Origin of the sequence: Phaeobacter sp. PT47_59, assembly GCF_028890025.1 — a bacterium.
Lineage (GTDB): Bacteria > Pseudomonadota > Alphaproteobacteria > Rhodobacterales > Rhodobacteraceae > Phycobacter.
On record NZ_JARCJL010000023.1, the window covers coordinates 35,952 to 56,211 of the forward strand.

Genomic DNA, 20,260 nt, shown 5'->3' on the forward strand with positions numbered 1-20,260 from the left:
ATTTCTGCAAGCCATTTATTTCGTTGTTCTTTTCCGAATTTTTGATCTGAATCAACCATTCGCGCGGCGATCAAGCGCCTTGTCTCTTCAACCAACGCGGTCGGCCACATGCAGACCGAGAGATGGAAGGGACGGCACATGGAACTACAGAACAAGGCCACAGCCCTGTGGTCGAATTTTTTCAATGTAAAGATGGTGCAGATCAGGACGTTCCACATGACGTGGTTCGCGTTTTTCTCGTGCTTCTTCGCCTGGTTCGGCATCGCGCCCTTGATGAGCGTGGTGCGCGACGAACTTCAACTGACCAAGGATCAGATCGGTTGGGCGATCATCGGATCGGTCGCGATCACGGTTTTCGCGCGCTTTTTCATCGGCTGGCTGTGTGACCGCATCGGTCCGCGCAAGGCCTACACCTGGCTGCTGATCCTTGGAGCATTCCCGGTCATGGGCATCGGCCTGAGCTGGAACTTCGAAAGCTTCCTGCTCTTCCGGGTCCTGATCGGCGGGATCGGCGCAGCCTTCGTCATCACGCAGTACCACACCACGGTGATGTTCGCACCCAACGTGGTCGGACAGGCCAACGCGACATCTGCAGGCTGGGGGAACCTTGGTGGCGGTGTCACGCAATTCGTCATGCCGCTGCTCTTCTCGGTTTTCGTGGTCGGTTTCGGCTTCTCTGAAGCGATCGGCTGGCGTCTCGCCATGGTCGTGGTCGGCGCAATCATCTTCCTGGTGGGCATCGCATATTACTTCCTGACGCAGGACGCACCGGACGGCAACTTCGACGATTTGCGCGAGCAGGGCCGGATGGAAGCCAAGAAGGACGTGACCGGCAATTACATGAAGGCCCTGCGCGACCCGCGGGTCTGGGTCCTGTTCGTGATCTACGGCGCCTGCTTCGGGATCGAGCTGACCGTCAACAACGTCGCTGCGCTCTACTTTTTCGACTACTTCGACCTAAGCCTCGTTGCCGCCGGTTTTGTCGCTGCGTCGTTCGGTCTGATGAACATCTTCGCCCGGACGCTTGGCGGCCTCTTTGGTGACAACTTCGGATCTCTCTGGGGTCTGAAGGGCCGGGCTTTCTGGTTGTTTGTCTGCATCCTGTTCGAAGGCATTGCGCTGATGATCTTCAGCCAGATGCAGGTGCTCTTCCTCGCCCTGCCTGCGCTGATCGTCTTCTCACTGTTCACCCAGATGGCCGAGGGTGCCACCTATTCCGTCGTGCCGTTCATCAACAAGAAGGCGCTTGGGGCGGTTGCCGGTGTGGTCGGTGCAGGCGGCAACGCCGGGGCGGTCCTCGCAGGCTTCCTGTTCAAGAACATGATCGACTGGTCCGAAGCCTTCCTGATCCTTGGTATCGTTGTGAGCTGCGCTTCCTTCCTGGCCTTCTTTGTCCGCTTCTCGACGCAACAGGAAGACGAGGAACGCGCGAATTTCGCCGCGGCCAACATCGAGACCCTGCGCCGCCGGGCCGAGAAGGCAAACGCCGACCTGCAGGAAGGTCTCGAAGCGATCTCTCGCAAGAACGGCGGCCCGCAACCGGCTGAATGATATCGCGCCGCGCGTCGCACCGGCGCGCGGCCATTCCGAAACATGCCTCAGCGGAGGATCTACCCATGGCATCGACAGCAACCCAAACCGCCAACCGGGGCCCCGTGCTCGCGGATTGGCGCCCCGAAGACGAAACCTTCTGGAAAGATCGTGGACACGCCATTGCAACGCGCAATCTGTGGATTTCGATCCCCAACCTTCTGCTGGCCTTTTCGGTATGGATGGTCTGGTCGGTCGTTGTCGCCAAGCTACCGGCCATCGGTTTCGACTATTCGACGGGCCAGCTTTTCTGGTTGGCGGCCCTGCCGGGCCTGTCAGGTGCAACGCTGCGCATCTTCTACAGCTTCATGATCCCGATCTTCGGCGGCCGCAAATGGACAGCGATCTCGACGGCCTCGCTGATGCTTCCGGCGCTTGGTATCGGGTTTGCGGTCCAGAATCCCGAAACCCCCTACGTGGTGTTCCTGGCCCTGGCTCTGATGTGCGGCTTCGGGGGCGGCAACTTCGCCTCGTCGATGGCCAACATCGCCTATTTCTACCCTAAGAAAACCAAGGGCAACGCCTTGGCGCTGAACGCGGGTCTTGGCAATCTGGGTGTGTCGGTCATGCAATTCGTCGTGCCGATGGTCATCACCGCGGGCGTCTTTGGCGCCATCGGGGGCGAACCGGTGACGTTGTCGGATGGCAGCCAACTCTGGATCCAGAATGCGGGTTTCATCTGGGTGCCCTTCATTGCCCTCTCCGCCATCGCGGCCTGGTTCGGCATGAATGATATCGCGGATGCGAAGGCCTCTTTCAAAGAGCAGTCGATCATCTTTTCGCGCAAGCACAACTGGATCATGTGCATTCTCTACACCGGCACATTCGGCAGCTTCATCGGCTATGCCGCGGGCTTCCCGCTGCTGATGAAAACCCAGTTTCCGGAAGTGAACGTATTGCAATACGCCTTCCTCGGGCCGCTTGTCGGGGCCCTGAGCCGCGCCGCGACCGGCTGGGTCTCGGACAAGTTCGGCGGGGGGCGCGTCACCTTCTGGACCTTCCTCGGCATGATCGTTGCGGTTTGGGCCGTGCTTCAGTTCCTGCCGTCCGAAGCCAGCCCGGCTGGCAACTTCTGGGGCTTCTTCGCCTGTTTCATGGCGCTCTTCTTCCTGACCGGTGTCGGCAATGCGTCCACCTTCCAGATGATCCCGTCGATCATGCGTCAGGAAGTGCCGCGTCTGATGCCGAACTTGGATCAGGCCGCAACTCTCAAGCAGTCCGAGCGCGAAAGCGCCGCGATCATCGCGTTTACCTCGGCCATTGCGGCCTACGGCGCCTTCTTCATCCCCAAAGCCTACGGCACTTCGATCAGCATGACCGGGGCTCCCAACGGCGCGCTCTGGGCCTTCCTTGGGTTCTACGTGGTCTGCGTCGCGATCACTTGGATCTTCTACAGCCGCAAGAACGCACCGGTTCCGTGCTGAACTTATAAAGCCATCGGGTACGCGGCTTCTCCGCGCATCCGGGTAGTCACAGGAGAAAAAAGACATGAGCCATCTGCTCGACAAACTGAACTTCTTCCAGAGCAAGGAACTGGAGCAATTCTCCGACGGTTGGGGTCAGACCACCCGCGAGAACCGCGACTGGGAGGACACCTACCGGAACCGCTGGCGGCACGACAAGATCGTCCGCTCGACCCATGGGGTGAACTGCACCGGGTCGTGTTCGTGGAAGATCTACGTCAAGTCCGGCATCGTCACCTGGGAAACCCAGCAGACCGATTATCCGCGCACCCGCGCGGGCCTGCCCAACCACGAACCGCGCGGTTGCGCGCGCGGTGCCTCCTACAGCTGGTATCTCTATTCCGCCAACCGCGTGAAGAACCCGCTGATCCGTGGCGCGCTGATGCGGGCGTGGCGAAAGATGCGCGAGACCATGACGCCGGTGGCCGCCTGGGCCGCGATCCAGGGCGATCCCGCCCTGCGCAACGCGATCAACAAGACCCGCGGCAAGGGCGGCTTCGTGCGGGCAAGCTGGGACGAAGCGACCGAGATCATCGCCGCTGCCAACGCCTATACCGCGAAGACCTACGGGCCCGACCGCGTCTTCGGTTTCTCGCCGATCCCGGCCATGTCGATGGTCAGCTATGCTGCGGGCTCGCGCTATCTGTCCCTTCTGGGCGGCACCTGCATGTCGTTCTACGACTGGTACTGCGACTTGCCGCCGGCTTCCCCCCAGACCTGGGGCGAACAGACCGACGTGCCGGAGTCGGCCGACTGGTACAACGCTGGCTTCCTAATGCTCTGGGGTTCGAACGTGCCGCAGACGCGCACGCCCGACGCGCATTTCTACACCGAGGTCCGCTATCGCGGCACCAAATCCGCCGTGGTCAGCCCCGACTATTCCGAGGCGGCCAAGTTCGGTGACATCTGGCTGAACCCGCAGGCCGGCACCGACGCGGCGCTGGCGATGGCCATGGGCCATGTGATCCTGCGCGAATTCCACCTCGACCGGCAGGCCGAGTATTTCGCGGACTACGCCCGCAAGTACACGGACATGCCGATGCTTGTTCGGCTCGACGAAAAGGACGGGCACCTCGTGCCGGGCCGGATGCTGCGGGCCGATGATTTCGACGGCAAGCTGGGCGAGACCAACAATCCCGACTGGAAGACCGTCGCCTATGACGAGACGTCTGGCCAGATCGTGGCACCCAATGGGTCAATCGGCTTCCGTTGGGGTGAAGAAGGCAAGTGGAACCTCGAAGAGCGGGCAAAAGGGGCAGAGGCCAAGCTGCGCCTGAGCCAGATCATGGATGGCGACCACGACGAGGTCGTCGGCGTCGACTTCCCTTACTTCGGCGGTGCGGCCACGGGCGACTTCGTGAAATGCGATCACCCCGAGGTGTTGACCCGGAACATTCCGGCGCGGCGCGTGAAACTGGCCGACGGATCCGAAGCGCTGGTTGCCACGGTGTTCGACCTGTTCTGCGCCAACTACGGGCTAGACCGCGGCCTTGGCGGTGACTGGGTGTCGAAGGATTTCAACGACGACAGCCCCTACACCCCCGCTTGGGCCGAAAAGATCACCGGCGTCGAGCGGGAGAAGATCATCGCGGTCGCGCGGGAATTCGCGGGCAACGCCGAAAAGACTCATGGCAAATCCATGGTCATCCTCGGGGCCGGTCTGAACCACTGGTATCACATGGACATGAACTACCGTGGCATCATCAACATGCTGGTGATGTGCGGCTGCATCGGCCAGGAAGGTGGCGGCTGGTCACATTACGTGGGGCAGGAAAAACTCCGCCCGCAAACCGGCTGGCAGCCTCTGGCCTTCGCGCTGGACTGGAACCGCCCGCCGCGCCACATGAATTCGACCTCCTGCTGGTATGCCCATACAGACCAATGGCGCTACGAGACCCTACGCGCCGGTGAAATCCTGTCGCCCACGGCACCCGAAGGCGACTGGGACATCTCCCTGATCGACTACAACATTCGCGCGGAACGGATGGGCTGGCTGCCCTCGGCTCCACAGTTGAAAACCAACCCGCTGGAAGTCTCCAAAGCCGCAAAGAAGGCCGGCAAAGAGATCAAGGACTACGTCGCCGAACAGCTGAAATCGGGCGATCTGGAAATGTCCTGTCAGGACCCCGACGCGCCGGAAAACTGGCCGCGCAACCTGTTCGTCTGGCGCTCGAACCTGCTCGGGTCGTCCGGCAAAGGGCATGAGTATTTCCTCAAGCACCTCTTGGGCACCGACCACGGGGTGATGGGCAAGGATCTGGGCGAGGAAGGCGGCGTGATGCCGAAGGAGGCCGTCTGGCATGACGAGGCGCCGAAGGGCAAGCTCGACCTGCTCGTGTGCATCGACTTCCGCATGTCCACGACGGCCGTGTATTCCGACATCGTCCTACCCACGGCCAGCTGGTACGAAAAGGACGATCTCAACACCTCGGACATGCACCCGTTCATCCACCCGCTGCAGGCGGCGGTGGACCCGGCCTACGAGTCGAAATCGGACTGGGAGATCTTCAAGGCCATCGCGAAGAAATTCAGCGAAGTCGCGCCCGAGGTGCTGGGTGTGGAAACCGACATTGTCCAGCTGCCGCTTCTGCATGACACGGCCGCCGAACTGGCGCAGGCTCATGTGAAGGACTGGAAGAAGGGCGAATGCGACCTGATCCCCGGCAAGACCGCACCGAACTACATCGCGGTCGAGCGGGATTATCCCAACCTCTACAAAAAGTTCACCTCGGTCGGTCCGCTGCTGGAGAAACTCGGAAACGGCGGCAAGGGGATTACCTGGGACACCAAGGTCGAGGTCAAGCATCTGCGCGACCTGAACGGGGTCGTGCTGGACGAAGGCGTGTCCAAGGGGCAGCCCAAGCTGGAAACCGCCATCGACGCGGCCGAGATGATCTTGATGCTCGCCCCGGAAACCAACGGCGAGGTGGCCGTGAAGGCCTGGGAGGAGCTGGAGAAGCCCACGGGGCAGCACCACGCCCATCTGGCCGAAGGGGCGCATCACACCAAGATCCGCTTCCGCGATATCGCCGCGCAACCGCGCAAGATCATCTCGTCGCCCACATGGTCGGGCATCGAAAGTGAGGAGGTCTGCTACAACGCCGGCTACACCAACGTCCACGAGCTGATCCCGTGGCGCACCCTGACGGGCCGCCAGCAACTCTATCAGGATCACGACTGGATGCGGGCCTTCGGCGAGGGGTTCGTCAGCTATCGTCCGCCGGTGGACCTCAAGACCATCACCAAGGCCGTCAACAACGACGCGGCCGAGGGCAGCCCGCATGTCGTGCTGAACTTCATCACGCCGCACCAGAAGTGGGGCATCCACAGCACCTATACCGACAACCTCTTGATGCTGACGCTGAACCGGGGCGGGCCGGTGGTCTGGATGTCCGAGGTGGACGCGGCAAAGGCGGGCCTTGTCGATAACGATTGGGTCGAAGCCTACAACACCAACGGCGCGCTGACCGCGCGGGTGGTGGTGTCCCAGCGGATCAGGCAGGGGACGCTGTTCATGTACCACGCGCAGGAAAAGATCGTGAACACGCCCGGTTCGGAAAAGACCGGCAATCGCGGCGGCATCCACAACTCGGTGACCCGCGCCACATTGAAACCCACGCACATGATCGGCGGCTATGCGCAGCTGTCCTACGGCTTCAACTACTACGGCACCGTGGGCAGCAACCGCGACGAGTTCGTGATCGTGCGGAAAATGAAGAAGATCGACTGGCTCGACAAACCCGCAAGCCGGTCCGCAACCCAGAACGTGGAGGCAGCGGAATGAGAGTTCGTGCGCAAATCGGCAAGGTCCTGAACCTCGACAAATGCATCGGGTGTCACACCTGCTCGGTCACCTGTAAGAACGTGTGGACGACGCGCGAAGGTGTCGAATACGCTTGGTTCAACAACGTCGAGACCAAGCCCGGCACCGGCTATCCGACGGACTGGGAGAACCAGAAGCGCTGGAACGGCGGCTGGGTGCGCTCAGCCTCGGGCAAACTGCATCCCAAGCAGGGCAGCAAATGGCGGATCCTGGCGAACATCTTCGCCAACCCGTCCATGCCCGAGATCGACGACTACTACGAGCCGTTCGATTTCGACTATGACCACCTGAAATCTGCGCCCGACATGCAGGCGTTTCCCACCGCGCGGCCCCGGTCCAAGATCACAGGCGAACGGATCGAGAAGATCGAGAAGGGTCCGAACTGGGAGGAAATCCTCGGCGGTGAATTCTCGAAGCGGTCGCAGGATTACAACTTCGACCAGGTGCAGAAAGACATCTATGGAGAGTATGAAAATACCTTCATGATGTATCTGCCTCGGCTCTGCGAGCACTGCCTCAACCCGACCTGCTCGGCGTCCTGTCCCTCGGGTGCCATCTACAAGCGCGAGGAGGACGGCATCGTCCTGATCGACCAGGAGAAGTGTCGCGGCTGGCGGATGTGCATCTCGGGCTGCCCCTACAAGAAGGTCTATTACAACTGGGATACCGGCAAATCCGAGAAATGCACCTTCTGCTATCCGCGCATTGAATCTGGCCAGCCGACGGTCTGCTCGGAAACTTGTGTCGGACGCATCCGTTACCTGGGTGTGATCCTCTATGACGCGGACAAGATCGAAGCTGCGGCCAGTGCCGAGCGCGAGACCGATCTCTACGGCGCGCAACTGGATGTGTTCCTCGATCCGAACGACCCCGAGGTGATTGCCGCCGCGCGCCGCGACGGCGTGCCGGAGGACTGGATCGAGGCGGCCAAGGTCAGCCCGGTCTGGAAGATGGCGATGGACTGGAAGGTCGCCTTCCCGCTGCATCCCGAATACCGGACGTTGCCGATGGTCTGGTACATCCCGCCGCTCAGCCCGATCCAGAACGCGGCCCAGGCCGGACAGATCGCGATGAGCGACCAGATGCCCGACGTGCGGTCCCTGCGCATCCCCGTCAAATACCTCGCGAACATGCTGACGGCGGGGGACGAGGAACCCATCGTTCACGCCCTCGAACGCATGTCCGCGATGCGGCTCTACATGCGGGCGCTCAGCGTGGAGGGCGTGCGGGACGAGGCGATCGCCGCTCGTGTCGGCATGTCGGGCCGGGTGATCGAGGACATGTACAAGATCATGGCCATCGCCGACTACGAGGACCGTTTCGCGATCCCCACGGCGCACCGCGAACAGAACGAGCATGGCGCCGACATCCGCGGCGGCTGCGGCTTCACCGACGGCAACGGCTGTTCCACCGGCGAAGCGGGCAAGACGACGCTCTTCGGCGGCAAGAAGAAAAAATTCGCCCTTCCGCAGGAGACCTTCTGATGCTGGACCGTTCCCTGAAAGCCCTGTCGCTGATCCTGAGCTATCCCTCACGAGAACTTCAGGAGGCGATGCCCGAGATCGGGGCCATTCTTGGTTCCGATCCCCGCATCGCCACCGATACACGCGCCGCGCTGCGCTCGTTGACCGATGGCTTCGCAGACGCTGACCTCTACGATCTGCAGGAGAGTTATGTGATGCTCTTCGACCGCTCGCGGACGCTGTCGCTCAATCTATTCGAGCACGTTCATGGCGAAAGCCGAGACCGGGGCGGCGCGATGGTCAGTCTGATCGAAACCTACCGGGAGGGCGGGTTTGAACCTACCACCTCGGAACTGCCGGACCACCTGCCGGTGCTGCTGGAATTCCTGTCGACGCGTCCCTTCGCAGAAGTGCAGGAAACCTTGGCGGACGCGGCGCATATCCTCGATGCTCTCGCTGTCCGGCTCGTCCGGCGCGACAGCGGATATGCCGCCGCGTTCGCCGCTCTTTCCCAGCTCGCCGACATGCAGGCCGACGCCGAAGCGGTGGCCGACATGCTGGCCCAGCCGGATGATGATCCGACCGACCTCGCGGCGCTCGACGCTGTCTGGGAGGAAACGGAAGTCACTTTCGGCCCCGATCCCAATGCGGGTTGCCCGCAAGTCCGCGACATGCTCGCGGCGATGGACAAACCGAGCCTCCGCGCAATGGATGCGCGGCCCGTGACCGAATAATGGAGGCAGACATGCACAACTTTCTTTTCGGCATCTATCCCTATATCGCTCTGTCCGTTCTTCTAATCGGATCGATCGTGCGCTACGAACGTGATCCCTTCACCTGGAAGACTTCGTCGAGCCAGATGCTGCGACGTAAGCAGTTGATCATCGGTTCGATCCTGTTTCATGTCGGTGTCTTGGTGATCTTTGTCGGACATCTCGTCGGCCTGCTAACCCCGATCGCGGTCTTCGATGCCATAGGCATCAGCCACGGGGCAAAGCAGCTTTTGGCCGTGATCGCTGGCGGTATCGCTGGCGTGATGGCCCTCGTGGGCGGTGGGATGCTCATGCACCGCCGCTGGACTGATCCGCGCATTCGCAAAACGTCCAGCTTTGCCGACATCGCCATTCTAGCGCTGCTGCTGGCACAACTGGTGCTCGGTTTGGGGACGGTGTTCGTATCGCTCCAGCATCTCGATGGTCACGAAATGACTAAGTTCATGTCCTGGGCTCAAGGAATTTTCACCTTCAGGTCCGGCGCTGCGGCGCAAATCGAGGATGTGGCGCTGATCTTCAAGCTGCACCTGTTCCTAGGGCTGACGATCTTTTTGGTCTTCCCGTTTACAAGGCTGGTCCATATCGCTTCAGGCATCTTCGCTCCGCTGCGTTACCTGTTCTTGCGGGCAGGCTATCAGCTTGTCCGTTCGCGGCGGCATCGCCCGCTCGAAGAACGCCGCCGCGCCTATGACAAGGTGCAAGCCAAGCGCGGTCCCACCGCCACGACGCCAGCGGAGTGAGTCAGATGAATGTGACTCTCTTTCCCGATGTCGTCGTGAACGGCGAAACCATCCCCTCGGCGGCAATCGCCGCCGAGGCCCAGAACCACGAAGCTCCCAAGGAAAAGCCGGGCATCGCCTGGCGCAAGGCCGCGCAAGCATTGGCCATCCGCGCACTGCTGCTGCAAGAGGCGAAGCGACGGGCGTTGACGGCCGACCCGCTCGAGCTGGCACCCGGGCGGTTCGAGACCGAGGACGAAGCCCTGATCCGCGCCCTGCTGGACGAGGCGCTCGTGATCGCGCCCGTCGGCGAAGATGCCGTGCATGCGGAATGGGAGAAGGACCCTGCCCGATATCGTTCGGCACCGCTCTGGGATGTATCGCACATCCTATGTGCCTGCGATCCGCGCGACGAGGCTGAGCGTGGGCTGGCCGAGGCACGGGCCGTTGCCCTGCTGGCGCGGCTTGATGGTGACGCCAAGGGGTTCGCCGCTGCAGCCCGTGAAAGCGATTGCGGCTCAAAAGCCTCGGGCGGTCATCTGGGTCAGCTTGGTCCGGGCGACACCGTGCCCGAGTTCGAGGCGGCGCTGCGCACTCTGACCGATGAAGGCATCACGCCCGCACCCGTCCTGTCGCGGCACGGCTGGCACATCATCCGCCTGAACGCGACGGCGCCTGGGCAGGTTCTGCCCTATGAAACCGTTCGCCCCAAGATCGCGCAGGCGCTGGAAAAAGCCGCCTGGGCCGATGCGTCGAGGGCGTTCGTGGAAAGCCTCGCCGACCGGTCGAGCATCACTGGCGCAAGTCTTGCGCCGATCTGAACCACGCGAAAGGACGTGTCATGCAACCGTCAGAGCCTCTGCTGCGAGGGAGCGGTGAGAAGCCGACGAGCCTGGGCCTGCTTGCAAATCCTCTGGATTTCATCAGCGAAGACCACCTGCGCGAGCGTCAGCTTTGCGCAATGATCGACCGGCTTGCAACGGCGGACGTTCGCAATCGCCAGGAAGTGACAACGGTGCTGCGCTTTCTGAACGAGGAACTGAATGTCCACCTGCGCGACGAGATGGACGACCTGTTCCCGCTTCTTGCCCGACGTTGCACTGCGGAGGATGCGATCGAGGGCGTGATCGACCGGATCAGGGCCGATCAGGATGAGGCGATGCGTCTGATGCCGCAGGTGCGTGCGATGCTGGCCGGTTGCCTCGATAGGGAGGGCGCTCTGTCGGTTAAGGAGCGCGGGGTATTGTCCAGGTTTGCGGGGCACGTGCGCCGCCACCTGGTGGCCGAGAACGCAATCCTCTTGCCGATTGCCCGGGTCCGGTTGACCCGGGCCGATCTGCGGAACCTGTCGAAACACATGCGGTCAAGACGCGGGCTGCCAGATTTTGCGGAGACGACCGATGCTGAATGACCTCCTGGCGCGCAACGAGGCGTGGTCGAAACAACGTCATGACGAGGAGCCTGGCTATTTCACCCGCCTTGCCGCCCTTCAGGCGCCCGAGTTCTTCTGGATCGGCTGTTCGGACAGCCGGGTTCCGGCCAACGTGGTTGCGGGGCTCGATCCGGGCGAAGTGTTCGTCCATCGCAACGTCGCCAACATCGTTCACTCCTCGGACATGAACCTGCTCTCGGCGCTGGAGTTCGCGGTCGATGCCTTGCATGTGCGCGAGATCATCGTTTGCGGCCACTATGGCTGCGGCGGGGTCAAGGCCGCGACCGAGGATCTGCCGCACGGTTTGGCTGATCACTGGCTCGAACCGATCCGGCGTCTGGCCCGCGCTTACGCGGTCGATCTGGGGCGCGAAGCCGACCTCGAAGGACAACGTGACCGGCTGGCCGAACTGAACGTCGTCGAAGGCGTTCGGCGCGTCTGCGAGACGCCGATCCTGCAGAGGGCATGGCGCCGCGGAGCCGATGTCCGCGTGCACGGCCTGATTTACGGGCTGAAGGACGGGCGCCTGAGAGATCTCGATTGCAGCATCGGGCCCGGGCATTTCCAGCCTACCCATTCCGCCGAGGAGGCAGCACAATGACCATCCATCAAGCCATCACGTCACCGGGCTGCGGCTGTGACAGTCAGGACAAGCTTCACGCGCTGATCGGCATCGACGAGGCCCTCGCCCGGATTGCAGGGCATGTGGCCCCGGTCGGCCGTACCGACGCCTTGTCGCTCGACCACGCCTTTGGCCGCATTCTTGCCCAGCCGGTCCGGTCTCGGTCCATGGCACCGGCTTTCGACAATGCGGCGATGGATGGCTATGCGATCGAGACATCGGCCCTGACTGGCGCCGGACCCTGGGTGCTGCCGGTCGTTGCGCGCGTGCCTGCCGGGCAGGCGATGACGACACCGGTTGCCGGAGCCGTGGCGGCACGGATCTTTACTGGCGCACCAATCCCGGATGGGGCGGACGCGGTCGTGATGCAGGAGGAAGTTCAGCGTGACGGGGACGTCATTCATCTGTCGCGCCGACCTGAATCGGGTTTGAACATCCGCCGTGCCGGCAGTGACATGGCCAGCGGCGCGACCGTCCTCGACAAGGGGCAAAGGCTCGGCCCGAGGGAAATCGCCGCCTGTGCCGCGGCCGGTGCAGGCATCCTGCGCGTTCGGCGCAGGCTGCGCGTGGCACTTCTGGTCACCGGCGACGAGGTGCGCCGCGCTGGTGGCGCGCGCGACGCCGCCCAGATCTGGGACGTCAACACACCGATGCTGACGGCAAGCCTTTCAGCTGCGGATGTCGACATCATTGCCTCGGATCATGGTGCCGACAACCTTGCCGGCCTTGTCCGTCAATTGGGCGACATGGCGGCGCGGGCCGATCTGGTCATCACCACGGGCGGTATCTCGGTGGGCGAAGAAGATCATGTGAAGCCGGCCTTCATAGCATTGGGCGGCGAAACCCTGTTCAGCGGCGTCGCGATCAAACCGGGCAAGCCGGTGTCGGTCGGGCGCATCGGCAAGGCGCACTGGCTTGGATTGCCCGGCAACCCGGTGTCGGCCTTCGTCACATGGCAGGTCTTCGGACTGGCGTTGGTCCGTGCCCTAAGCGGCGAGGGACTCGCCCCGACCCGGCGGCATGTCGTGACCGCAGGCCCGATCCGCCGCAAGCCCGGGCGCTGCGAACTCCGACCCGCCACGCTGGCCGGTTTCGATGCCCATGGCCGCGAGGTCGTCAGTTTCGAGGATGCCACACATTCGGCCCGTGTCGGGCTGCTCTCACGAGCAGACGGATTGATGTTTTTGCCCGCCGACGCCGAATGTTTGCCAGCCGGCGCGCTGGTCGAATTCCAACCTTTCTGCCAATCCTGAAGGAGCGCTGATATGAAACTTGCCTACACGATGGCGCCAGGACGTGGCGATACGGATCTGGTGCTTGAACGGCTGGCAGCCGACCTCTCAGCCCGGGGCCTCAGATGCTGCGGCACCGTCCAGATCAACAGCGAGCGCGCCGATGCCGGCCCCTGCGACATGGATGTGCGGGTGCTGCCCGATGGTCCCGTTCTGCGCATCAGCCAGGACCTCGGGTCGCAGGCGCGGGGGTGCCGCCTCGACCCGGCCGCGCTGGAAACGGCGGTCGGGCTGGTCAAGGTCAGCCTGTTCTCGGGCGCGGACCTGCTGATCGTCAACAAGTTCGGAAAGCACGAGGCGGAGGGGCGGGGGTTCCGCGACGTGATCGCCGAGGCGCTGGCAATGGATATCCCGGTTCTGGTGGGGCTCAACACGCTCAACCGACCGGCCTTCGAAAGCTTCGCGGAGGGGCTGGCACTTCGGCTGCCGTCTGATCCCGCGGCGCTGATGGCTTGGGTGAACGAGGTGACAGCATCGGCGAACGAACTGGTCTGATTTCGACCGATCGCCGAAAATTGCTTTTCGTTTGTCGGAGATGAAGGCCGGCGGTCACTGGAACAGGGCATGGGAGTGGGCAAAACGTGGTGGTCAAGCGGCCCGCTTTGAGACACCTAGCCTGCCGTCAAGGACAGCAGCCCGCGTAACAGCAACGCGATGCGCGCCCCGTGGTGACCATCTCATGCGCCGACGTTTGCCCATGCGGGTGTTGCCGATGTCATCAACACAGCCCTCTGCTCGGGACGATGAAACAGCGAGGCCAGTTCGGTGTCGATGGCCGTAATCCGGAAGCGCGTCGAGGTTGTTCGCAAGGTAGGAATAGAGGTCCTGGCACCGGGCTTTGACGCGCTTTGCCGCTTCTCGCAAGTCTTGGGTTTCGGCATTCAGGCGATCGCAATCGATCTGAAGAACTTTTAGGATTGTCGCGGCGGTCATCACTTTGCCGTGCCAAAGGTACCAACGCAATGTATCGGCAGGTCGCTCGAAGAGGAGCGGCAACCCTGAAAAGTCCTTCGATTGCAAAAGCCCCCGCACCGCATTTTCGATGTGCTTGACCCGCATCGAGATATGCCACCAGTCCAGTATATGGGTGACTGGACCTCGAACGGCACGCCTCACCAAATTCGGCAGTGCAGGTTCGCCATCTGAGATCACGGTTACTTTGCTCTGACCATCCCAGCCCTGCGCAATCAGGTCATGTCGAAGCTGCTTTGCAGGAGCACTGGCGGCTTGCTGCACGAGGCCAAACCGCCGGCTCATATTGGGGCTTTCAACCTTGCCGACCACGACATCGAGGTGGCGTTTCTGGTACTCCGGCCGACATCGTATATGCGCACCATCCAGGAAAACGGTCAGTGGGGCGGGCCGTGCGATTGTATCCGCGTCTCCTTGGCTTGCGTCGTCGTGGCCCAACTCGTCGGCAATGCGACCCAAGCGATTTCGAACGGTCGTGTTCGACTGAGCCGAACAGGGCAGGAACATCCCGATCAATCGAGCGGCTTCCCGAAACGAGTGCCTGGCCCCCAATTCAGCCTGCAGGCGCCGAAGCTCGGGAGTCGCACGGTCAGAGAACAGTCCGGAAAGTGGTGATTGCGGTCCAGCTTTCGCGATCCCAGCCGGTTGGCACAAGCAGCGTCGAAGCCTTGGCCACTTCACCCGAATTCGCCCGAAAAGAGTGTCGAGAATACAGCCTCGATCATCATGGATCGCGCGGTGTTTGCCACAGCCATCGCATTTCCGGCGAGCCTCTATTGCTTCACCGACCTGATCTTGCACAATCGCTTCCTGCAAGCGTCTCAACAAGGTCTTTGCGTCGTCGAGGAGAAGGCCCACATTATCGAAACCAAACTCATCCGGCGCACGGCGAAGTCGACCGATATTGCGCCTCTTGGTTTCTCCATCGCCAAAAGTCGTCTCGACAAAAATGCTTACATCCATGGTGGGTCCCGCCTTGTTCCGAAACCTTACCCTACCACGTCAACCACCAGGTTTTGCCCACTCCCCATGCTGACCGGTTTCCATGCAGCGCATGTCGAGGCGGGAATCGTTTTGTTGTTGCTCGTCGCCTGGCGCGATCATGTCGACAATATCGAGGACGCGACGGCGTTCTGGCACATGGTCGATCTGGTCTGGGTGCTGCTTTTTCCCGTGATCTATCTTCTGCAATGAAACGCCGTTCGCTTCATATCGCTTGGGTATTGCTGATTGCGCTCAGCCTCGGCTCGACCGCCCTGTCGGCTTCAGGAGTCTGGGGGCAATGGCCGGTCTTGGCGGGTATGGCCGCGATGGCGCTTGCGTGGCAGAAGGCCCGGATCATCCTTGCGCAATATCTGGGATTGCAACAGGCTCCGCAGTGGCGGCGCGGGTTCGACATGGGCCTGACCGGGCTTTGCCTATTGATGTTGGGGTTGTATCTGGCCCCGCTTGTGCTTTGACATGAGCGGGAACCGGTCAGGCGCCGATTCAGGACGCGTCGCGCCAGTAATTGTTGGCTGCGGAAATCGTCGCGAAATGCGTCGCGACGACCTGGCTGACGGCGATCAGAGCACCGGCATCCTCCGCATATTCAGGGCGCAGCTTGTCCCGTATCTCGGCATCGGGTTGCGTCAGCTTGATCGCGATCCGGGACAGTTTGACCGCAAGATCATAGCCCTCTTCGGGGTTGGCAGTGATCAGGGTGGGGAGCCAGGATGTCATGACAGGTCCTTTGCGGTTCGTGGGTGAGAGGATCAGGCGGCGCTCTGGGGTTCTGACAAGGCGATATCCGCCAGCGTGGAGCGATCGAGATCGGCAATAAAGGCGTTTTCGGCAGACCGCAGCCGGGCTTTCAGGCGACACTGCTTTTCGAGTGTGCATTGGGACTTTCCGGGGCCAAAGCATTCGACGATTGGTTGGTCCGCCTACAGTACGGACACCACCTGACCCAGCTGAAGCTCTGACGCGGGCCGCGCCAGACGCGCACCGCCACCACCGCCGCGTCGCGTTTCGACAATTCCGGCACTGGCCAGCCGCTGCATGATCTTGCTCAGATGATTGCGCGACAAGCCGAATTCGTCGGCAAGATCCGCCGTGGAAAACGCCCGCTCAGGCGCGCTGGCCATCCGCATCAACATACGCAGTCCGTAATCGGTAAATGACGTCAGGCGCATGCGGCAATCTCGCTTTTGAATTGGCATTTACAATGCGCATTAGCGCGCGTACGGTCGAAAGCAACGAAAAAGGGACGGCCGATGTATCATGATCCAACAAACCACCCAAAGGTGTCCTCCGCGCGACCAAGAATGACGCGGGCGGTCATGGCCGAAACTGGGCTCGACGAAGACATGCTGCAAGTCCTTGTGCACGGGTTTTACGGTAAGGTCCGGCGCGATGCAGTTCTCGGCCCCATCTTTGCGGACCGGATCGACGATTGGGGCCCGCATCTGGATCGAATGGTCGACTTCTGGTCCTCGGTCGCGCTGATGACCGGACGGTATCATGGCGCACCGGTGCCTGCGCACACCACCTTGCCGGTCTCGGCGGCGCATTTCGACCGTTGGCTGTCACTGTTTCGCGAAACGGCGCACGAAGTTTGCACGCCCGAGGGCGCCGCCCACGTCATCACCCGGGCCGAACGCATTGCACGGTCGTTGAACATGGCGGTCAAGGACGCGCAAAGCGTCTGCCCCCATGCTGTTCCCGTTCTGCGCTAAAAACCACAGACCAGACTCGAGGCTGCCCCATGAACCTTGCAACTCTGACCGGGACCAAACCCGGTGAAACGGACAGGCTGCTGTCCTCGGTCGTTGCCCGATTGGTGCAGGATGGGGTCAGGCTGCTGGGGACCGTGCGCGCAAGCGATCCGGACCATCCCGTCGGTCATTGCGGCAGCACGCTCTGGCTTTTGCCGGAAGGTCCGATGGTGCGGATCACACAGGATTTGGGCGCAGGCTCATCTGCCTGCCGGATGGATGCCGGGGCGCTGGAGGAGGCGGTTGGCTTGACGACTGCGCGACTGACGACGAACGGGGCCGACCTTGTCATACTGAACAAATTTGGCCTTAGCGAGGTCGAGGGACGTGGCTTTCGCACCTTCATTGCTGACGCACTTGCTCGGGACGTGCCGGTTCTGTTAGGGCTATCAGAGGCACATCGCGCCGCCTTCGAGACCTTTGCGGACGGCATGGCGACACGGCTGCACCCGAACGAACCCGCGACTCTGGGGTGGTGCCGCAAGGTTCTTGATCGGTCGACTGTGATCGAGGGTGCAGCGTGATGCGCCGGGGTGCTCGAAATAGACCTCTCATCCGTTTTTGGGCGCTTGAAATCGTCGAGGTGAAATTTGCATTGCCGCGACTTGGTCGTTGCTACGCTCATTTCCGCGCATGCAGAGCCGTCCCGGCACGAGGTTCTGAACTGACCTTGCGTCAGAAAGTAGGTCTATGATGTTTCTATTTGCGCTGCATCAAACTCCGCACAGTTGAGATCGAATATGTGTCGGTCTATGAAATCCGTAGCCTCCATTTTTGCACTGGCATTCCTGTCGCTCGCGCTCGTGCTAACTGGCCCGACATCGCGCGGCGTGGCTGCGTCGGACACGATGATGGTCGAGCTTTGTCTCGATGGCGTGGTTCAGGTTGTACGCCTTGGGCGAGATGGCCAGCCGGTCACACCAAATCAAGGCTGCGGCCAAACGCACGCTTGTTGTATCATTGCCGACGATCCGGCCCTGCCGGGCATCGTCCCGGACGTAACGGTCCTGTTTCTGAAACAGACCCTCGCACCTGAGGCGACGGACGCCTTGATCTCACGAAGCGAATACCTGTTTGCCGATCCGCGCGCCCCCCCCCCCCGGCCGCGCAGATTGGGCAGATTGACCAAATGGAAATCCGCTCATGACCTTACTTCGTTCCCTTCTCTGGGTATCGCTCTTGTGCCTTGGTACGTCGCTTTTCGCGCAGTTCGCGCAGGCACAATCCGAACTATCCCGTCTCCTGCCGAATATTGCCGCCGGAGATGTGGTCGAAGGAGCGACAGGATTCGGTCGCGTACATGATGACCTTCCCGTTGTTCAGGTACTCCGCGATCAGGAGCAGATCGGCTGGGCCTTCATCACGTCGGATTTCGTCTCGACAACAGGCTATTCCGGCAAACCGATCCACACGATGGTCGCCGTTGATGACGCGGCACAGGTGATCGGTGTCCAACTTGTCAAACACTACGAACCGATTGTCCTGATCGGGATCCCGGACGCCAAGGTCAAGGCGCTGGTGGCGAACTATCGTGGTCTTGATCTTGTGGCGGAGGCCGAATCCGGCGGCACGTCGCACGAGCTCGACATCATCTCGGGCGCGACCGTCACGATCATGGTCATCGACGATTCCATCATCCGTGCCGGTCTGAAAGTTGCACGCCAGCTGGGGCTTGGCGGGCTTGCCGTGGAGGTCGAAACCGGACCGCGTTTCGAGATTGACCCGGACGCTGCGGCGGCAGATGACTGGATGACACTCGAAGGTGACGGCACGCTGCGGCGGCTGTCGCTAGATGTGGGTCAGGTCAATGCGGCCTTCGCAGCGATGGATGATCCACGCGCCGAAGACCGTGCGCTGACCGAAGCGCCCGAGACCACCTTCATCGAGATGCACGCCACATTGATTTCGCACCCCGCGATTGCCGAGGCACTCCTGGGCGAGGCGCGCGCCGCCAATCTTCAGGAGTGGCTGGACGAGGGCGACCATGCGGTCGCGATTTTCGGGCGCGGGCTTTATTCCTTCAAGGGGTCGGGCTATGTGCGCGGCGGCATCTTTGACCGGATCGTGCTCATTCAAGACGACATCTCGGTGCGCTTCCGCGACCGGATGCACCAGCGGATCAACGGCATTGCCGCCGAGGGCGCGCCGCAATTCAACGAGGCGGACCTGTTCAAGATCCCCGCCGACAGTGGCTTTGATCCAACCGAACCCTTCCGCATCCAGCTGCTGGTCCAGCGCGAAGTCGGGGCCATCGAAAAGATCTTCACCACCTTCGATCTGGGCTACCGATTGCCGGACCAATACCTCCGCTCGATCGCACCACCCACTGCGCCCGAGGTTCCCGCGTCTGTGACCAACGTAACGACCCAATCGGAGAGCCAGGCACATCAGGCGCTCTGGAAACGCATCTGGGCGGACAAGACCACGGAGATAATCGTCCTCGGCGTGATGCTGATTCTGCTGACGGCTGTATTCTTCTTCCAGAACATCGCGACTCGCAATGAACGCGTGTTCTTCTGGTTTCGCATGAGTTTCCTTACGGTGGTCCTTGTGTACCTGGGCTGGTACGCCAATGCGCAGCTGTCCGTCGTGAACCTCATCGCGCTGTTCAACTCGCTGACAGAAGGGTTTAGCTGGCAGGCGTTTCTTCTCGATCCGCTGACCTTCATTCTTTGGTTCTCGGTCGCGGCTGCACTGCTGTTCTGGGGGCGGGGCGCTTATTGCGGCTGGCTATGCCCGTTCGGCGCGTTACAGGAATTACTCAACCAGATCGCCCGCGCGCTACGCATCCCGCAATGGACCTTGCCCTGGGGGCTCAATGAACGGCTCTGGCCGGTGAAGTATATGATTTTCCTAGGTCTTTTCGGCGTGTCGCTGATGAGTATCGAACAGGCGGAAAAGCTGGCCGAGGTCGAACCGTTCAAGACTGCGATCATCCTGAACTTCGTTCGCGCCTGGCCCTTCGTTGCCTATGCCGCAGCGCTGCTGATCGCCGGGCTGTTCGTGGAACGGTTCTTCTGCCGCTACCTGTGCCCGCTGGGCGCAGCCTTGGCGATCCCGGCGCGGTTGCGCATGTTCGACTGGCTCAAGCGGTATCACGAGTGCGGCAACCCGTGTCAGACCTGCGCGCACCAATGCCCGGTTCAGGCGATCCACCCCACGGGTGAGATCAATCCGAACGAATGCATCAACTGCCTGCACTGCCAAGTGCTGTACCAGTCCACAGCCCAATGCCCGGTCGTCATCAAGAAGATCAAGCGGCGCGCCAAGGTCGGGGCCGCTCCCGATCTGAGCCGCGACATCTCCGGGCATCCGAACCAACCCAAGACTCACCCTGCAACCTGAAAGGATATTT

17 protein-coding genes and 2 pseudogenes are annotated in these 20,260 nt (G+C 61.7%); 16 read left to right on the forward strand and 3 right to left on the reverse strand.

Annotated features, from left to right (window positions below; genetic code table 11):
* Positions 1–216: 216 nt before the first annotated feature.
* From PXK01_RS17395 to PXK01_RS17445, 11 genes are all read left to right on the forward strand, one after another.
* Positions 217–1,551 (forward strand): MFS transporter, encoded by a 1,335-nt coding sequence (locus PXK01_RS17395; RefSeq protein ID WP_274861086.1) that lies wholly within the window; start codon positions 217–219, stop codon positions 1,549–1,551.
* A 65-nt stretch (positions 1,552–1,616) separates the two neighbouring features.
* Complete coding sequence (locus PXK01_RS17400) at positions 1,617–3,014, forward strand: NarK family nitrate/nitrite MFS transporter (protein WP_274861087.1); 1,398 nt, start codon at positions 1,617–1,619, stop codon at positions 3,012–3,014.
* A gap of 64 nt (positions 3,015–3,078) precedes the next feature.
* A complete protein-coding gene (locus PXK01_RS17405) occupies positions 3,079–6,837 on the forward strand; it encodes a nitrate reductase subunit alpha (protein ID WP_274861088.1) in 3,759 nt (1,252 codons plus the stop codon).
* Positions 6,834–8,360, forward strand: coding sequence for a nitrate reductase subunit beta (narH, locus tag PXK01_RS17410; RefSeq protein WP_274861089.1), 1,527 nt, complete (start codon positions 6,834–6,836; stop codon positions 8,358–8,360). The genes PXK01_RS17405 and narH overlap by 4 nt, the downstream gene beginning before the upstream one ends.
* Entirely contained in the window at positions 8,360–9,073 is a 714-nt protein-coding gene (gene narJ / locus PXK01_RS17415) for a nitrate reductase molybdenum cofactor assembly chaperone (protein ID WP_274861090.1), read from the forward strand. The genes narH and narJ overlap by 1 nt, the downstream gene beginning before the upstream one ends.
* 11 nt (positions 9,074–9,084) lie before the next feature.
* On the forward strand, positions 9,085–9,852 hold the full coding sequence (narI, locus tag PXK01_RS17420) for a respiratory nitrate reductase subunit gamma (protein ID WP_274861091.1): 768 nt from the start codon (positions 9,085–9,087) through the stop codon (positions 9,850–9,852).
* A gap of 5 nt (positions 9,853–9,857) precedes the next feature.
* Positions 9,858–10,652 carry a peptidylprolyl isomerase gene (locus PXK01_RS17425; protein ID WP_274861092.1) on the forward strand — a complete coding sequence of 265 codons (795 nt, stop codon included), beginning with the start codon at positions 9,858–9,860 and terminating at the stop codon, positions 10,650–10,652.
* Between the two features lie 20 nt (positions 10,653–10,672).
* The gene (locus PXK01_RS17430) at positions 10,673–11,242 is read left to right on the forward strand and encodes a hemerythrin domain-containing protein (protein WP_274861094.1); all 570 of its coding nucleotides are present in this window, start codon (positions 10,673–10,675) and stop codon (positions 11,240–11,242) included.
* Positions 11,232–11,864 carry a carbonic anhydrase gene (locus PXK01_RS17435; protein ID WP_274861096.1) on the forward strand — a complete coding sequence of 211 codons (633 nt, stop codon included), beginning with the start codon at positions 11,232–11,234 and terminating at the stop codon, positions 11,862–11,864. The genes PXK01_RS17430 and PXK01_RS17435 overlap by 11 nt, the downstream gene beginning before the upstream one ends.
* Positions 11,861–13,138, forward strand: a complete 1,278-nt coding sequence (locus tag PXK01_RS17440) for a molybdopterin molybdotransferase MoeA (RefSeq protein ID WP_274861098.1) — start codon at positions 11,861–11,863, stop codon at positions 13,136–13,138. The genes PXK01_RS17435 and PXK01_RS17440 overlap by 4 nt, the downstream gene beginning before the upstream one ends.
* Positions 13,139–13,150: 12 nt before the next feature.
* A complete protein-coding gene (locus PXK01_RS17445) occupies positions 13,151–13,672 on the forward strand; it encodes a DUF2478 domain-containing protein (RefSeq protein WP_274861099.1) in 522 nt (173 codons plus the stop codon).
* A 93-nt stretch (positions 13,673–13,765) separates the two neighbouring features.
* On the opposite strand, the gene PXK01_RS17450 is transcribed toward PXK01_RS17445, so the two are convergent.
* Positions 13,766–15,112, reverse strand: coding sequence for an ISKra4 family transposase (locus PXK01_RS17450; protein ID WP_274861100.1), 1,347 nt, complete (start codon positions 15,110–15,112; stop codon positions 13,766–13,768).
* A gap of 66 nt (positions 15,113–15,178) precedes the next feature.
* On the opposite strand from PXK01_RS17450, the pseudogene PXK01_RS17455 reads away from it, so the two are divergent.
* Positions 15,179–15,343: pseudogene (locus PXK01_RS17455) on the forward strand (cytochrome c oxidase subunit 3); the annotation flags it as partial.
* Entirely contained in the window at positions 15,340–15,609 is a 270-nt protein-coding gene (locus PXK01_RS17460; protein ID WP_274861101.1) for a cytochrome C oxidase subunit IV family protein, read from the forward strand. The pseudogene PXK01_RS17455 and the gene PXK01_RS17460, both read left to right, overlap by 4 nt.
* A 28-nt stretch (positions 15,610–15,637) precedes the next feature.
* Here PXK01_RS17460 and PXK01_RS17465 read toward each other — a convergent pair whose 3' ends face one another.
* Together PXK01_RS17465 and PXK01_RS17470 are read right to left on the reverse strand one after the other, a co-directional pair.
* Complete coding sequence (locus PXK01_RS17465) at positions 15,638–15,871, reverse strand: hexameric tyrosine-coordinated heme protein (RefSeq protein ID WP_274861102.1); 234 nt, start codon at positions 15,869–15,871, stop codon at positions 15,638–15,640.
* 32 nt (positions 15,872–15,903) lie between these two features.
* Positions 15,904–16,323, reverse strand: a pseudogene (locus PXK01_RS17470) (Rrf2 family transcriptional regulator).
* Between the two features lie 147 nt (positions 16,324–16,470).
* Between PXK01_RS17470 and PXK01_RS17475 the strand changes: the two are divergent.
* The 3 genes from PXK01_RS17475 (at position 16,471) to PXK01_RS17485 (ending at position 20,250) form a co-directional block, all read left to right on the forward strand.
* Positions 16,471–16,866, forward strand: coding sequence for a group III truncated hemoglobin (locus PXK01_RS17475; protein WP_274861103.1), 396 nt, complete (start codon positions 16,471–16,473; stop codon positions 16,864–16,866).
* A gap of 29 nt (positions 16,867–16,895) precedes the next feature.
* Positions 16,896–17,429, forward strand: coding sequence for a DUF2478 domain-containing protein (locus PXK01_RS17480; protein WP_274861104.1), 534 nt, complete (start codon positions 16,896–16,898; stop codon positions 17,427–17,429).
* 619 nt (positions 17,430–18,048) lie between these two features.
* Positions 18,049–20,250, forward strand: a complete 2,202-nt coding sequence (locus PXK01_RS17485) for a NosR/NirI family protein (protein WP_274861106.1) — start codon at positions 18,049–18,051, stop codon at positions 20,248–20,250.
* Positions 20,251–20,260 lie beyond the last annotated feature (10 nt).